Below are 16,052 nucleotides of genomic sequence, written 5' to 3' on the forward strand. Positions count from 1 at the left end.
TATATATGACACCTTCTAATATGAAAAAAGGAGTTCTAAAATAGAAGTCTCCTTTTTTCATGCACAAATTATTTTTCTTTATAGCGAAAATATCTAAAGTCGGCCGGAATATGATTACCACTGGTATCTTGGCATTGCATCCCTACAAAGGCTCCCGTGAAAAATCCTCCTCCACGGATGTAATCATCTGATAATTTTTTCGATTCCAATGCAATGTCAATTTTGTGCCAATCTTCTTTGTTAAAAGAATAAAAATAATAATAATTTTCCTTTTCAATATTTACTTTTAAATATACATACTTTACTTCACGAGGAATAACAATTTTATTTTTTAATGGTTGTGAGAAAGAAAAGTTATCACATATTGTTAATTCAAGAATACGGCCAAGGTCTTCATCATGCGTGACTTGAAGAGCAGTCCAGTTCTCTGTATTGTAATAGTTCACCAATCCAGCAGCTTGTTGAAAATTTTCCGGATAAAACTCAACAGCCGTTTCTGCTTCAAAATGGAGACTTTGCCAACGTCTGGCCACAAATGCCTGAGTAAATGTCGAGGTTAATGATTCATGACCGTATAATCGCAAATGATTTGGCACTTGAGTCAATGAACCTAATTCATTCGTAAACGGGATCCTTAAAGTTTGAAAATTTATATTTAATGTTGAGTCCTCAAATTCATCAACTTCCGGGTACGTTGCTTGAAACATTATATTAGGTATAGAAGGCGCTTCTACCTCCAAGCTTCCTTCTTTTCCACCTACTACATAAGGCCATTCATCTTTCCAATCCAGTTTTTGAATAGCTGTTTCTCTGCCTAAAGGACAATATCCTCTCTGCTGAAAAATTGAATCACTGTCAGGATGAATAGGACGGCCCGTTAAATGAGCTAAATACCATTCATCTGTATGTGTTTGAACAATGGATGCATGACCGCATTTTTGCAATGGATTTCCAGGATCATGCCATGACGTTAAGATTGGATTATCGGGATGAACTTCATATGGACCCTCAATATTTGTAGAACGGGCAATTGTAGCAGCGTGTTCAAACCGTGTTCCTCCTTCTGCAGTCAATAAATAATAATAGTTCCCGATATGATAAAGGTGCGGAGCTTCTGTTAGTTTTCTATCGGTTCCTTTAAAAATAACTTTCGGTTTACCAATTAATTTTTTCTCCTCATCAGAATATTCCTGTATGACAATTCCTCCAAATGAATGCCGATCAATACGCTGATCCCATAACATATTTAATAAATATTTTTTTCCATCCGTATCATGGAACAAAGAAGCATCAAATCCTGAGCTATTTAATTTGATCGGATCCCCCCAATCACCATTAATCGTTTCACAAGTAACTAAATAATTATGACAATCTTTCCAAGCGCCATCTACTACCTTAACATCCGTATAGATCAGCCAAAACTTACCGTCACTATAACTTAAACATGGTGCCCAAACTCCGCCTGAATTAGGGTTCCCTTTCATGTCTAATTGTGAAACTCTTTGTAATGGATGTGCGACTAAGTGCCAATTCACTAAATCTTTTGAATGGTGTATCTGGACACCTGGAAACCACTCAAATGTAGATACAGCGATATAATAATCCTCTCCTGCCCTACAAATACTTGGATCGGGATTGAATCCTTTAAGTACTGGATTGATAATCTTCATTTGAACTCCTCCTCAGCTATTTTCTTAATAGGCTTCTCTTATTTGGTGCCATTTTCATGCCTTGAATTCCTCAATATTATCCAAATAAACTTTATCTCTATTCTCTAATTCTCGTACCATTTTTTTATATTTCTCTTCATCTAAATTATAGAAATTAATATCAATCATGGCTAGAACCAGCAAGAACACGGGAATGATTGTTGCTGTAATTAAAATTCCCGTTAATGCCTCCGGGGTTTGTGTTTGATTTGCCACGTATCCAAACTTATCTAAAACCAACCCAGGAACAATCCCTCCCAGTGCCATACCGAATTTAAAGAAAAATCCGATAATAGCATAAATGAGCCCACCCATTCTTTTCCCAGTCCTATACTCTCCATATTCTATTGTTTCAGGAATGAGCGCCCACATATATCCGCCGGCAGTGAGACTTCCGGCAGCAGCAATTAATCGAAAGAAGAGTATTAGATATACATTACTTGGCGGAACAAATAGTAAAGCGAAGAGGCCGATAATATTCAGTAATAATGCATAGTTTAGTAGTTTTTTCTTCCCCAATAATTGATGAAGCCTTGGAATAAACGGTAAAATGACCAAAGCAGGCAAACTTCCAATCAAACCGTACCACTTCACTAAATCCTCTCTTCCCAAGTTATATGTCACATAATAGATGCCAACTGAATTACTTATTGAATTCACTCCAAAAATAATAATAAAGAAAATGCTTAATACAACAAGTGGACGATTCACATGAAATTGCTCAAATATATCCGATAATTTAATTTTCTCCTCAGACTTTTGAAGAGTGACACGCTCTTTTGTGCTTTTAAAACAAAAGATTAAAAGGCATCCACCTATCATTCCCAAAATACCCATGGTGAGCTGCCAGCCAAGAGATTCGTTGCCGGAAGTATCGCTTAAATAGGCAGCCAATAAGGGAACAAAAAATGCAACGACAAGTCCCCCAACATTCGCAAATAACATACGAACAGATGTTATACTAACAACTTCTTGATTATTTCTAGTCATTGCAGAAGTTAACGCGCCATATGGCACGTTTATGGTTGTGTATGTAAGCGACAAGCCAACATAGGTCATATAGGCATATATTAATTTCCCCATATCTGAAAAATCTGGAGTTGTAAAACAGAGAAATGCAAGTACTACAAATGGGAAAGCTCCGAATAAAAGATACGGTCTAAAGCGTCCAAACCTGCTATTTGTTCTGTCTACTACTGTTCCAATAAAAGGATCAGCGAGAGCGTCGATAATTCTAACCACTAAGAACATGGTACCGGCTGCTGCTGCCGATAAACCAAATACATCTGTATAGAAGAACAAAAGATAAGTAGACACCGTTGCATAAATTAAATTACATGCAAAATCTCCAGAAGCATAGCCAACTTTTTCAGTCATGCTAATCTTCTTTACATTTTCACTGATCATGATTTTTCCTCCCTTTTCGATCATTAAATAAGGAACAGTATGAAATGGTATAAAAATTTTCCAAACTCACCTCGGCCGGCAATTGTTTATAAAAGCGCTTTCAAAAAATCGCAAAAAATATGAGTAGTTTAACTTCACAGATTATTCTTCATCGTACAAAATGATCTGATCAGCAAGCAGTAAATTCATCTTTTTTCGTTGCACTCGTATACTTGGGAAAGGATTAAAGATACACTCTTTTGTTTTATATATTGTTTAGCTCCAATTGAATCGAGCCTTTTATTCCCCCTTTATATTTAGAAATAACCTTATCTTGTGGAACTAATAAAGTCACCTTCATTAGTTTGTTGATTGGACAAACTAACTTGACTTAATATTATAAAATCCTATCAACTTTTTCAATGTTTTTTCAGAAAATTTAAATCAGCCTGCAGCAAATATTGATTATTGCTTTTTTTAACAGTCAGTTTCTCAAATATCCTGATTGTTCTCTTCAAAAAAATTTACAATGTAATGATCATATCATTTTGTTTAATACCTAATAAGTTTCTTCATTCGTTCTCAGAAGCCTGTAAATAAATCCATATAAACTTCACTCTGAATAAAATGATTATTATTTTATTAGTGCACCCAAAACAAAAAGCAGTCTGTTCAGATCTGCTCCATAGTGTTCTCTTCTTTTAACTTTTTGTTTAGCTTGAAACCAATTAAGACATTGATCATCGCAGCTGGAAAATATAAAATTCCTGCTCCCATTATTCCTAACGCAGTGCTTGAACCTACTATAAAAGCCTGCATTTCTGTATTTCTTGACTTCAAACTAAGTAATACTAGAATACCCGCTAAAACCCCTATAAACCGAGCAATGCCTGGAATAAAGAAATCGGTTAGGATTCCAAATATTTGTCCAATAATTGATAACACAATCCCCATAAAACTGGATAATACAACTAATGTTTTGATAGCTTTTCACCCCTTTTTAAATCCGTTTCCAATATTAAACCGCTTTTGATACAGGTCTACAAGTATAGCAGCCCGCTCTACAAACCCTCTCAGCTGCCATGCTTTTTGACTCACCATTCTCTTTCCGCTCTATTCCAATACAAATAAACACTCCTTACCCTGCGACAATGGCGATTAGCTTTATTCAAAAACTCTGCAAAGAGCGGTGTATTCTTACATGAATGCCGGAGATGTGGAATAGAAAAGAGCATTTAACTTAATATTCTTTAAGAATTCTCACAGTCTGTTTCCAGAAATTTATATACTTTACTTTTCTTGTTTAAGCTCTTTCTTTTTATTCCTTTTGTAACCTGCATAAGGGCCGCCAAAAATAGCTATAAACATGGCAATCCAAATAAAAATGTTCAAGTCAACTCCCCCAATTTTAAATAAAACACTTCTTTTATCATGACCCCTTTTCCTCTCCAATAAAAGCTCATACCGTGTTATGGTTTAATAAAACTTTCAAGGAGTGGTTCTTTGCTTAAAACTTCAAAAATTTTGATCTCATGTGTAGCTTTAATCCTATGCGTATATTCTTTATATAATCAAAGTGAATTCCTCTTGGTTTCTCTCCAAGTATTAGTTGCACTTCTCTTTGTTTTAATGGGAGTGGAGACACTTTCAAAAAAACAAACAAGGTCTGCGTATTTATTGTTCGGATCAGCGGCTTTTATACTTGTTGTGAACGTTGTGAAATGCATGATTTAAATAGTAGATAAACCAATTCCGCAGGCATATGGAATCCCAGAACCAATAAATTAACGCAGCGGCAATGCTCATTATGTAATAATTTAAGCTACTGAACACTGTAAGAGCACTAGGCGGATAATCAACAAACCAGAACACGAACACAGCTAAAAAAGCTACTGCAGTATAAATAAAAAAATGGATCAAACTGAACTTTCCGGGATTTCTTCTTAGTAATAATTGTAAGGGAAAAGCAAATATTAAGTAAGTGATAAAAGAGTAGCATGCAATGATGCCTATTGTGATTAAGGCGATCGCCATAAATCCCGAATAAACAAACATATACAAGCCAAAGACTAGACCATATGACAAACTCGAGAATACAGAGTATAAACATAACTGTTTAACGTCTTTTGATTGAGGCTCAAATCAGCACCCCCTACCATGTATCCCTTTTTAACCAGTTATCCAATTGTTCAAAATCTTCATCGATTTTCACGTCTTTTTAAAAATTAGACTCCGAATAACAAAGTTCCACCTATAAAAAAGAAGAAAGGGAATAGTAACAAAATTGAATTTAAGATGATTCCCCATATAGCCCACCGTTTATTTGTCTTTATTGAACCTAACGCCAGCATTATCCCTATAGGTGAGAGTAATAAAGGGAACAATACCGGCATTCCTTGCCACGGCATTGAAATAATCCCAGTCAAAAAATTAATTATTAATATAGCTGAACTAATTGGAAAAGCAAATGAAAAGATGACTGCAGCTTTTTTAAAATTCATATTAAAAGTAAATCTCCGTTCTCTTTAAAATCGTATTTTTATTAAAAAATATATTAAGACGTCATTGTCTCCGTGCTATTGCTTCAACAACAGCTTTATTAATAATTTCGAGAGATGCTCCATACCTTGCCTCAGATCACACTGCGCTTAATTCTTTTCTCATATTCTGAAAAGATGTTTTATCTTAATGGTTTTCTTTTCGTTAGTGTCAAGGAAGTGAAGAAGCTTAATGCCATTCTATTCTATGTATTGAGTAGACTTCAATTAAAATTTAAAAAGATCGGCAGATGCACGAACATCTAACCGATCTGCAATAGATAACTCCTCTTAGTAGCTTCACAACATCCCATTTGATTCTCGTACTTCCACAATCAAACACTCTGTGTTCTCCCGGTTCCGTTACAGTTTCCCTCGTTGTACTGTAGACGTTTCACTAGCTGGTGATGGCTTCACAACTATTGGCAGCTGTTAAAACCTTAGCGGTGTACACTGTGCCAAATTTGATGGCAATTTTCTGATTAAGCCTCATATTCTTGTCCATTGGGATTAAGATTTGTTCGATGGAGGTTCAACATCATTGTATTAGGTTTACATCAATTACGTTATAAAAGGCATTAGAGGTATCCGCAACGTCCCACACCCCTAAAATGACATGATAACCACTGCGATCAGTTGGTACATAAATCTTATGAGAAAGATTAGTATCTGCCTTTGAACCATCGTGATCTACTGTTCCAATTAATTCAAACTCATCTCTTGTTAATGGTTTGTTTGGATTCCAATCTTTCTTGGTTATATAATAGTGCCACTTTGATGTTGCGTGAGGAGCAGTATAGTGCCAAGTAAAGGTGTTTAGACCTCCATGCATGTTTTGTTTTACCCAATGATCTGAAGTCTGCCTGTCTAACCCAAAGTCAATTTGACCAAAGCCTCCATTTGCCGATGCAATTTTTCCATCTGGCGGACCTCCGGCTGGAAACCCTTTAGGTCCTTCTACCGATTGAGGATTATCAACTACAGAACCATACTTTTGTGTAGCTGCTGCCCAACCAATTATTTGTTTTTCTAATGATCCCATGTACGCTCTACTAGCAGGTTCTTTTATATACCCGTGTGCAGATACATCACCTGCAAATAAAGTAGCACCCACACTTAGAACAGCAGTTAGAACAGCGCCTTTGATAAAACCCTTCATTACCAACTCATTCCTCCCTTTGCTGTAAAATTTTTCTCTTTCCTACTATAATAATTCATTATATGTCAGGTAAACTCCTTCTTTATTTTTGATGGCGTAACACTTAAAAAACTTCATACTCCCCAGCTCTTTTGTTCTTCCTACAGCTTTTTAATGTAATCACAGATGGCGAACTCTTTTTCAATCTCTGCTTTAACACATATCATCTGCAGTATCATTCAACCCAGCGGTATATTCTCAATCCCCTAATAACTAACAAAAGGATTTATTCAATCTTCTGTGGTAGCTGAAATTCATGTAACTTTGAAAAAAAGTCGTGACGTCTATAAGAATGTTACGATGCCTTCTTTTCCTTAGAAAATTCTTATCTAAAGTTTTGTTCTTTTTAACTAAACGGGCAGGTATAATTAAACTATAAAAAGAAAACAAAACATCATAAGGAGGATTTTTGTGTTTCAAACCTTAGACCATTTTTTAAAATCTTGGGAGTTCGAAGCCGACGCTACACAGAAACTACTAAATAGTCTAACTGATGAATCACTTAAACAAGAAATAACTTCACAAAATTGGACTTTAGGCCGTATTGCTTGGCATACTGTTGCTGCCATTCGCATTATTACCTCAAACACAGACTTAACGTTTCATGCCCCTGCTGAAGATTATCCTGTCCCTACTTCGGCTCAGTTTATAGCAGACAGCTATCATCAAGCCAGTAATGCGTTTATACAGGCATTAAAAACCCAATGGACTGATCATACACTTCAAGAACGTATCAACTTTATTGGTCAACAATTGCCAAATGGTTCACTTTTGATGTTTTTGATTCAACATCAAAATCACCATCGAGGACAAATGACTGTTCTTATGAGACAAGCAGGATTAACTGTTCCAGGTATTTATGGACCAGCCAAAGAGGAATGGACAAAATTCGGTTTGGAACCCCCGCAAATGTAAGCAACCTAAATTAACTATTACAATATATAAAAGCATGTTTCGATGTATCTTTTATCAAAACATGCTCTTTCCTTTTGTTCATTTAATCAATGTTATTAACATCAGAAATAACATCTGGCATTTTTCTAATCTCCTTTTTGAATAATGTTTTGATACACATTAAAATGGGTAAAAATATATCAGGTGATTTCTTTGAATAATGATCAAAAAGATACTCATTACTCTTCATTTATTTTTTCAACGATCATCGTGTTGCTGGTCGCAATCTTTCCTCAATACACTTCTTGGTTTGTGACTGTTTTCTTTTTGGGTTTTGCACTTATATATACTTTCCAAAAACATAAAGCAAGTTCGTCAAAAGCAATTTCTTATATTTCATATTTCTTGTTCACCGTTGCGTTGGTTTACACATTAGTAAATATATAGTTTTAATCCTCCTAGAATTGTCTCAAATAAAATGCCCTGCATTTAAGAATGTCTCCTGCCATTTCAGTGTTCTAAGTAGGAGATGGTATTTTGTTTGTATCGCCAATGTTTCTGCCTTCAATATAGTTCAATTCCACTCTTCCTCTAAAATAGCGTAATAATATTCATCCCACCATTCATTGCCTTTAGGAATACATTTTTTAAAAAAGCCTTCTCTTCTCATTCCAATCTTCTCCATAACTCGGTATGATGGAATATTCTCAGGTTGACACGTAGCTATAATCCTGTGTAAGTTCATTTCTTTAAATCCATATTCCAAGATAGCTTGTGCTGCTTCAGAAGCATACCCTCTATTTTGATAATTCGGATTAAATACCCACCCAATCTCATATGTATGTTCACCAAAATACTTATAAAAAACAATATGGCCTATAAGAAAATCTTCATCTTTTAATATTACAGGAAATTTTTCTGCGTTATCACCTTTGTTTTTCTTTACAAATGCTTTTGCATCTTCTTCAGTAAAAACCCCTTCTGGTATATACTTCATAACATTAATATCTGACGTATACTCATATACAGCTTTCCAATCTTTGAATTCAAATTCACGTATCAATAACCTTTTTGTTGTTATATGCATTAAAATAACTCCCATCAAAAATAATTGCACTTAATCTTTATTCGATATTATGACAATAATAACCTCTTTAAATACTATCCTTATACAACAATCTGGGCCCCTTACAAACAACAAAGGGTAGGTGTCTCAGCTATATCTTATTGTAGACTTCTGTGTACGCCTTTAATTGGTCACGTAAATCCTTGCTCTAATCGCTTAACTTTCCGGTTTAATGATTCGATAATCGCGTCTTTATTATTTTCATTCATATCCCTTTGCAGCTTTCTTTTTCATTTTTAAAGCTCTTTACACAAAAAAAGAGGCTATCCACAAAATGAAAATTTTAGGGATAACCTCTTTTTTATCAAAATCTAATCAATCATCTAGCTTTCACTCCATAAAAGCTTCTGAATAATGAACGACACCTTGCACATCTTCAAGAGAATGATCTGCTAATTCCAGAGCCATAAATACTTCATCAGGCACCTCAAAGGGCGCTTTTATATTCCATAAGCTAGCTGGCTTAAAACCAAACTTCGGATAATAATCTTTATGTCCTAAAACAATTACTGAACGATAACCAAGCTCTATTGCTTTTTTTAACGCAGCACGAATTAATTGACTCCCGATTCCTTTTTTCTGGTTCTCAGGCGCAACAGAAACTGGAGCAAGTGCCAAAGAATCGACTGCGTTATCGCCATCTATGATTTTGATTTTAGATAAAAGGATATGACCTACGATATCTTTATTTTGATGTAATGCGACCAATGAAAGTTCAGGAATGAATGCATCTGATTTTCTAATTTTATTTACAAGTATGTGTTCTTTCTTGTCGCTATATTCTACATTTGAAAAAGCTCTTTTAATAATTTCTTCAGACGTATGATATTCTTCAGTTAGCTTTTGCCTAATTAAAATTTCCATTCATATCCCCTGTTCTTTTAGTTAATGCCATAAGCTTTTTCTTCAACAGCCTTAATACTTGTTGTTTAGAACGTTGTAATATTAAATCTTTTCTTGATTCTTTATAAATACTGAATCCCAGAACCAGTACACCGCCGCTGCTACAAAACTCAAATAATAAAAGTTCACATGTTGAACCTCAGTAAGCACATAAGTTGGATCACTGGCTAAGGAGAACAAGAATAATGCGATTAGCGCTACTACGATATATATTAATAAGTACTTCACACTAAATTTCTTTACTTTTTTTCGAAGTAATATTTGCAATGGAATAGCAAATACTGTATATGGGATGAATGCATAAAATGGTATGATGAAAATTGTTATCAGCATCCAAGGTTCGAAATTAGAATAAGCAAAACCATAAAACCCAATAATAATCCCGTATGTAATGCATGAGAGCGCTAGTGTAAGACTATATCTAGCGACATTTTTTTATTAATACTCAATCTTTCCCCTCCAAAACAAACGCACATTTAAATATTAAATTTTAAAGTGTTTTAATTAACCCAAAAAGCAGGTGGAATATCTATTACCCCTAAGTTTTTCATCCAGATATGCATATCTTCTTTCCCAATCACCTTTCTTCCAAACCTCTTGGTTTGCAAACAATGGGTTAATTGGATGCGGATATTCGCTCTTTAACCAACCGTCCTCTATGTGGTTCAGCTTAGGATCGTTTTGACCATCGTAATACTTATACCAAACAGTAATCATTTTCAACATTATTCTTCAACATTATTCACCCACTCGTTTAAATATGATATTTTAACTGTTCAAGATTATTTAAGGTTAATATATGTTATCCACATCCGTATGTTTTTCTGTTTTAATGACTATTTCACAATTGAGTTTATAATCCGTCTCACCCGTATCAATTTTTATATCATTACGATTGACTTTATATTTCCCTCCATACAAACTACCTGTGACGTTTAATTGTGAACCGCTCTTTATCAGGTCAAAAATGTACTTTTTCTCACTCTTAAAATTCTTTTGAGGAACATGTCCGACTTTAAAGTTATTCACATATACAGCAATAGCTTCAGGATCATACTCGTTGTCTTCCTCTAAACGCAAATCACAATTTGAGAATATAGAATTATGATGTATAAATATCGGTTCATCGAAAGTAGATTCTAGAATTTCTTTATTACTCATCCCATCATATTTTTCCTCAAAAAATATACTATCCGCTTCAAGCTTTATAGCCTTTTTAATGTCACTTTGGTAATGGTAAGTCCCTGCAACTTTAAAATTTATATATTCAAAGAATGCATTTTTTTCTTCAAACTTCCTTGAAAAACTCGTCTCTTGAATCAAAATTGGATATTCTTTTTTTGGCAGATCGTTTTTGCTTACCTTTATCTCATCTTTGTTATCACTATGAACATTATTAACTTGACTTGTAATGTCTTCAGAAATAGTGTTAACCTCATATTGTGGTTTCTTGATATTATTCCTCTTGAGAAATCCAAAGATGCCCAAACCTATCCCTCCCAAATTTTCAATAAAAGTACGATTTTATGCATACCTAGAAAACTTGAAATTCCTTCCTATGCTTGTAACTTTAGTATACCATTTTCATTCTGAGCGATCGATATTAATATCATATTTTGGGAGGTATCAACAACTCTTGCCACTCGATGTTTAGGTGTGCACAGACTTTATCTAACAGCTCTCTAGGATACCGCTCCATTTCATACCTGTATAGCTTCTGACAGTCGCAAAAGCATAATCAATTCACGATTAAAATGTCTAAATCAAATGGGGTTTTTATGTACATTTAAAACAAGCATGCAATAAACAAAACTGCGCTCAATTGTTATTTTTCGTAATAATAAGATTTGACCCAATGATAATTTCTACCCGTATTTTCACACCATTCAATAAATCCCTTTGATTGTTTTCCTGTAAAAAATACCCAGCCATTCAACAGATCTTGATAATAGTCAAGTGCTTCGCTATTGTTATGTCTTATTTGACATTCTACCTTGTTGTTTAACTGCCGTGACTTAGTAATAAGTGCTGTATCTTCTTTAATATCGCCAAGATACAAATCTTCGGATATATGATGAAATGAATACCAAAGGGCGTTCAAATTAATATCGATTAGCGTTAATAAGGATAATTGTTCATTGCTGCCCCCAAGTCTAAGTGCATTGTATAAGTAATCGACACGTTTTTCAGCATTTAAAAACACGCCATACCACCTATATGGTCTTGGATCTTCGGGGTTACTCTTCATCCATATCTCAAGTAAAGGCTTTAAAAGTTCCTTTTCCAAAGGATGAACGAGTGTATGGTGAATATCATCTGATGTTTCAAATAAAGCAAACAGCCAACAAGCAAAATTCTGTTGTGCATTATGATCCCATGTCTTTGCCTCATCAATAAAGGAAGATAATGGTTTAAAGGATTCCTTACGTAACCCTTTTTCTTTGAGGGAGCAGAACTTTTTAAATTTTGGATATTCATCCAATCTGTCACTTTTCAAGATATTAGTTAAGATATTTACCATTGTTCACATCTCTCTTTGTTTAGAATAAAATACATGTTTTATACAGAATTGATACTAATAAAAATATCCAAAAGGAAGGCTGTCTTTGAATAAGGATTGGTGAACTGCAATTACTTCTGAATCATTTTCTTTCTCTTTTGCCTCTGCTTTAGTTAGAAACATTGTATTTTGATAAATGTAATGAACCTCTGTTTCTGGTATCAGATCAGCGCCACTGTCTACATATTCATATATCCAATCTAATGCGGAAGCCTCACACTCTATATCTTCCACCGCTTCTGAAGACAATTCATCATTCTCCTTGATGTCCTTTAGATAACTTTCCAGGTCATAAGATTCGCCATCTTCAGGGATGTAAACAGAACAGCGTTCCGCATCATCATCATCTGAAGTCCTAATTCATTTATAATCTCCTATAAACAAACCGCGGTGCAGCTTGAGAGCCATGATCCTGCGTTTTCAATTCAGTTTGGAGGTCTTTCAAAAGCTGAATATCTTGATTCATTCGTTTCCCCCTAATTTGTTTAAAACCACGATTTTGAAAATAAATAGGCTTTTATGATCCTTCATTCACTTCCAAATAAACTCCAGATATTGCATAATAAATGCATAATATGTAAATGGAGTTGATATAATTGAACCCTCGAAAAATTTTATTGAGTTCTGCTTTAACATTCGGCATGCTAATATCCGCTGTTCCTGCCTTGGCAACGAATGTTTCATCTGAAGTTGTTGTGAAAAATGATGAATATGAATACGATACCATATATCAGCTTAGTCCCATACCAAACTTCAAGCCTTCTCTTGAATACAATGGTTATACTTATACTCTTACAAATTATTATTTTGATTACTCAATAGGGTTTTATAAGGCTATTTATACAAAAGTTATTTAAACTTATAAGGGGCTTTTTAGCTCCTTTTTCTTGTTTGAAGCAAGGTGTTTCTTCCTATGTGATCTTTTATGTATGAAATCAACCGTAATATCTACTTTTGCTGGTTCCTTCTTTTCTGTTGCGCTGAGTAATAACAATCACTTGGCTATATTTTGATTCCTCAATGATCTCGACTGATTAACCCTTAGATGCAATATAAGTACTGGGATCGTGTACGATATACGACTTGACGGTATTGGGTGACAATTTGACAGAGAAATTTAATGCACTTCTAACTTTTTTAACTGCAATGGGAATCATTGTTGACCCGACAACTCTCAAGGTATTTCTGATAGTGAACAAGCAATGGATTATGATTCACCGAGATAAAACCCCTACCCTTCTCTTAATCGAGGAGGGTATTTTTTTCGCTTTTTAAGAAAACGTTAATCTTCCTTAAACACTTAAATATGATAAAATATTACATATTTAGTCTATTGGATACATAGAGGGAGGGATTTCAATGGAGCAATTAATTCCGTCATCCACGGTTGGAGTTAAAATCAATGAGTGGTATAAATACATACGGATGTTCGCCGTTCCAGATGCTGAGATATTAAAAGCAGAGGTTGAAGAAGAAATAAAACATATGAAGGAAGATCAAGACTTATTGCTGTATTATTCTCTAATGTGTTTTCGTCATCAGCTAATGCTGGATTACCTTGAACCTAAGTCATTGAATGAAGCACGTCCTAAAATTTCAGACTTATTAGAAAAGATCGAAAGCAGCCAAACAAAGCTTAAAGGTGTCCTGGAATACTACTGCAATTTCTTTAGAGGAATGTATGAATTTGATAAGAAGGATTTTATAAATGCAATAAGGTCATATAAAATTGCTGAGAAAAAGCTCGCTTTAGTAACAGATGAAATTGAACGAGCTGAGTTTTATTTCAAAATGGCTGAAGTGTATTATCACATGAAACAAACCCATGTATCAATGCACTATGCTGAAGCAGCCCTTAACATTTATAAAGACCAAAAAACTTATACTGTTCGCCGAATACAATGTGCATTTGTTGTAGCAGGCAACTTTGATGATCTGGAAAGTCATGAAAAAGCAGTTCCCCATCTTCAGAGAGCCCTAAAAGACTCAAAAGCCATAAACAAACACAAACTAATTGGTGCATCATTATATAATTTGGGAAACTGTTATTATAAGATGAAAGAGTATGACAAAGCTGCTGAATATATTGAACAAGCAGTTTCATTGTATGAAAGAGATAAAAGCGATCTCCTCCCTCACACGTTATTTACGCTGACACAAATTCACTTTAAAATGAAGGATATTGAAAAAGCCTTGGTTCTTTACAAAAAAGGAATCGAGAAAGCAAAAGCAATAAATGACGATGTCTTAATTGCTGAGTTTAATTACTTAAAGGCTTTATATATCGACTCTATAGATAAACGCACAGTTTTCCGAACTTTTTCTGTACTTAAAGATAATGTTATGTATCCAGATTTAGAGGAATTAGCACTCGACACGGCTAATTATTGTAAGGAGATAGGGCAATTTGAAAACTCAACCACCTTTTTTGACGTCATGGTGGATGCCCGAATCCAAATACAAAGAGGAGAGTGTTTATATGAAATTTAAACTTGCATTAGCCACCTTGTCAGTTGTCGTTGGATTAGCAGTATTTAGTGGCTTTTCATCCTCGAATGACCAAGAATTCCATGAAGCTAAAAGGAACATTACTTCTATTCAACCAACCAAGTTTTTTGTTTAATGTTTAGCCCTTCTCATTGAGAAGGGTTTTAACTCTTATGTCCACCTGTTAGCCTAGCTCTGTGAAGTGCTGTCCCTGCAGGTGTATAAGAAACTGCTCTCAGAATCGCTTTCGATCCGTATTTGCTTCTAATTCCATCCATAACGAATCCAAGCTTTCTTCTCTTTTTATTATCCACTTCAAATAAACTAACCTGCTGATTAACATCACCCTCAATATTTGATAGCGTGACTGAGATATTACTCACTGTTTTACCCGAGTAAAACTTATAAAAGCGCATCAAGCAACATTCATAAATGTCCATTGTGATATTTGTGGGTAGATCAATTGTTTTGGATCGATGAAAACCACCGCCAAGCTCATCTTTACTGTAACCAATTCCTAGGCTAATTGTTCGACCAACTTTATTATGTGCACGTGCCCTTCTTGCGACTTCCTCACAAATCTCCAGAAGAACAGCCTTAATCTCTTCTTTTCTTGTGTAATCCCACATTAAAATTTGACTCTTACCAAAACTAATCTGACCTTGCATCAACAGAGCACCTATTTCTGATAAATCAATTCCGTGAGAGGTAGTACAACTGGTTTCCCATTATTCCAAACTTCTTTTCAAGCAGCTCTAAAGGAAATTTAGCCAACTGACCTACAGTTGATATTCCCATCCGATTCAGATTTCTTTCCATCCTCCCTCCTATTCCCCACATTTTAGACAACGGGTGAACCTTCCAGAGTTTATTTGGTACATCTTCATATCTCCAACGTGCAATACCACTCTTTGTTTTCTTACTCTCCAGGTCAAGCGCAAGCTTACTGAGTAACATGTTATCTCCAATGCCTACTGTGCACATTGGCCAAATTCTCTCCACATGCTGCTTTGAATTGCTTTGACCATGTCTTCAGGATCTTCTTTCCTGCAATGCGGATTTCCCGTGCTAAGCAATTATTACATAAAAAAGCCGGATCCCCACTCTATGGGGATCCGACTTTACTTATTGTTAGAGTATTATTTTTTCATTTTAGTATATTTCATCGATTCTCTAATCTTGTCGAAGAATAGCTAAGGCCTCAATGTGTGTAGGAAGCCATCAAATATTCTACATTCACTAAGTGTCCTTA

The 16,052-nt window shown here is 34.9% G+C and carries 16 protein-coding genes and 5 pseudogenes; 6 read left to right on the top strand and 15 right to left on the bottom strand.

Annotated elements, in window-relative coordinates; all coding sequences use genetic code 11:
* Positions 1-68: 68 nt before the first annotated feature.
* From xynB to MTN95_RS15860, 3 genes are all read right to left on the bottom strand, one after another.
* Positions 69-1,670 carry a glycoside hydrolase family 43 protein gene (xynB, locus tag MTN95_RS15850; protein ID WP_248338926.1) on the bottom strand — a complete coding sequence of 534 codons (1,602 nt, stop codon included), beginning with the start codon at positions 1,668-1,670 and terminating at the stop codon, positions 69-71.
* 54 nt (positions 1,671-1,724) lie between these two features.
* A complete protein-coding gene (locus MTN95_RS15855; protein ID WP_105955060.1) occupies positions 1,725-3,116 on the bottom strand; it encodes an MFS transporter in 1,392 nt (463 codons plus the stop codon).
* Between the two features lie 651 nt (positions 3,117-3,767).
* Positions 3,768-4,049, bottom strand: a complete 282-nt coding sequence (locus MTN95_RS15860; protein ID WP_105992026.1) for a permease — start codon at positions 4,047-4,049, stop codon at positions 3,768-3,770.
* 549 nt (positions 4,050-4,598) lie between these two features.
* On the opposite strand from MTN95_RS15860, the gene MTN95_RS15870 reads away from it, so the two are divergent.
* On the top strand, positions 4,599-4,829 hold the full coding sequence (locus MTN95_RS15870) for a hypothetical protein (protein WP_105955058.1): 231 nt from the start codon (positions 4,599-4,601) through the stop codon (positions 4,827-4,829).
* On the opposite strand, the pseudogene MTN95_RS15875 reads toward MTN95_RS15870, so the two are convergent.
* The 3 genes and pseudogenes from MTN95_RS15875 to MTN95_RS15885 form a co-directional block, all read right to left on the bottom strand.
* Positions 4,782-5,236, bottom strand: a pseudogene (locus MTN95_RS15875) (UPF0715 family protein). The gene MTN95_RS15870 and the pseudogene MTN95_RS15875 overlap by 48 nt on opposite strands.
* Before the next feature lie 84 nt (positions 5,237-5,320).
* Positions 5,321-5,596, bottom strand: a complete 276-nt coding sequence (locus MTN95_RS15880; protein ID WP_248338928.1) for a hypothetical protein — start codon at positions 5,594-5,596, stop codon at positions 5,321-5,323.
* A 574-nt stretch (positions 5,597-6,170) separates the two neighbouring features.
* Positions 6,171-6,791: a lytic polysaccharide monooxygenase auxiliary activity family 9 protein gene (locus MTN95_RS15885; protein WP_202853538.1), complete on the bottom strand. Its 621-nt coding sequence runs from the start codon at positions 6,789-6,791 to the stop codon at positions 6,171-6,173.
* A gap of 450 nt (positions 6,792-7,241) precedes the next feature.
* Here MTN95_RS15885 and MTN95_RS15890 point away from each other — a divergent pair, with 450 nt between their 5' ends.
* Together MTN95_RS15890 and MTN95_RS15895 are read left to right on the top strand one after the other, a co-directional pair.
* Positions 7,242-7,745, top strand: coding sequence for a DinB family protein (locus MTN95_RS15890; RefSeq protein ID WP_248338930.1), 504 nt, complete (start codon positions 7,242-7,244; stop codon positions 7,743-7,745).
* Positions 7,746-7,937: 192 nt separating this feature from the next.
* A complete protein-coding gene (locus MTN95_RS15895; RefSeq protein ID WP_248338933.1) occupies positions 7,938-8,171 on the top strand; it encodes a hypothetical protein in 234 nt (77 codons plus the stop codon).
* Between the two features lie 127 nt (positions 8,172-8,298).
* Here MTN95_RS15895 and MTN95_RS15900 read toward each other — a convergent pair whose 3' ends face one another.
* From MTN95_RS15900 to MTN95_RS15935, 8 genes and pseudogenes are all read right to left on the bottom strand, one after another.
* Positions 8,299-8,811, bottom strand: coding sequence for a GNAT family N-acetyltransferase (locus tag MTN95_RS15900; protein WP_105955054.1), 513 nt, complete (start codon positions 8,809-8,811; stop codon positions 8,299-8,301).
* 130 nt (positions 8,812-8,941) lie between these two features.
* Positions 8,942-9,065: pseudogene (locus MTN95_RS21700) on the bottom strand (DUF6262 family protein); the annotation flags it as partial.
* Between the two features lie 115 nt (positions 9,066-9,180).
* A complete protein-coding gene (locus MTN95_RS15910) occupies positions 9,181-9,714 on the bottom strand; it encodes a GNAT family N-acetyltransferase (protein WP_202853540.1) in 534 nt (177 codons plus the stop codon).
* Positions 9,715-9,795: 81 nt separating this feature from the next.
* A pseudogene (locus MTN95_RS15915) lies at positions 9,796-10,161 on the bottom strand (UPF0715 family protein); the annotation flags it as partial.
* 384 nt (positions 10,162-10,545) lie between these two features.
* Positions 10,546-11,241: an HIRAN domain-containing protein gene (locus tag MTN95_RS15920; RefSeq protein ID WP_207203631.1), complete on the bottom strand. Its 696-nt coding sequence runs from the start codon at positions 11,239-11,241 to the stop codon at positions 10,546-10,548.
* A 121-nt stretch (positions 11,242-11,362) separates the two neighbouring features.
* Positions 11,363-11,473, bottom strand: a pseudogene (locus MTN95_RS15925) (helix-turn-helix domain-containing protein); the annotation flags it as partial.
* Positions 11,474-11,578: 105 nt separating this feature from the next.
* A complete protein-coding gene (locus MTN95_RS15930) occupies positions 11,579-12,274 on the bottom strand; it encodes a hypothetical protein (RefSeq protein WP_248338936.1) in 696 nt (231 codons plus the stop codon).
* Positions 12,275-12,328: 54 nt separating this feature from the next.
* Positions 12,329-12,562, bottom strand: a complete 234-nt coding sequence (locus MTN95_RS15935) for a hypothetical protein (protein ID WP_106022513.1) — start codon at positions 12,560-12,562, stop codon at positions 12,329-12,331.
* A 347-nt stretch (positions 12,563-12,909) separates the two neighbouring features.
* Here MTN95_RS15935 and MTN95_RS15940 point away from each other — a divergent pair, with 347 nt between their 5' ends.
* The 3 genes from MTN95_RS15940 to MTN95_RS15955 all read left to right on the top strand — a co-directional run bounded on the left by MTN95_RS15940 (position 12,910) and on the right by MTN95_RS15955 (position 14,936).
* Positions 12,910-13,170, top strand: a complete 261-nt coding sequence (locus MTN95_RS15940; protein WP_081638323.1) for a hypothetical protein — start codon at positions 12,910-12,912, stop codon at positions 13,168-13,170.
* Between the two features lie 502 nt (positions 13,171-13,672).
* On the top strand, positions 13,673-14,803 hold the full coding sequence (locus tag MTN95_RS15950) for a response regulator aspartate phosphatase (RefSeq protein ID WP_202853542.1): 1,131 nt from the start codon (positions 13,673-13,675) through the stop codon (positions 14,801-14,803).
* Entirely contained in the window at positions 14,793-14,936 is a 144-nt protein-coding gene (locus tag MTN95_RS15955; protein ID WP_024121692.1) for a hypothetical protein, read from the top strand. Before MTN95_RS15950 ends, MTN95_RS15955 begins: the two co-directional genes overlap by 11 nt.
* A 28-nt stretch (positions 14,937-14,964) precedes the next feature.
* Here the strand turns inward: MTN95_RS15955 and MTN95_RS15960 are convergent.
* Positions 14,965-15,846 (bottom strand): annotated as a pseudogene (locus tag MTN95_RS15960) (DinB/UmuC family translesion DNA polymerase); the annotation flags it as partial.
* Between the last annotated feature and the right edge of the window lie 206 nt (positions 15,847-16,052).

The sequence above is a fragment of the Bacillus sp. 2CMS4F genome (assembly GCF_023161785.1).
GTDB classification, from domain to species: Bacteria; Bacillota; Bacilli; order Bacillales; family Bacillaceae; genus Bacillus; species Bacillus halotolerans.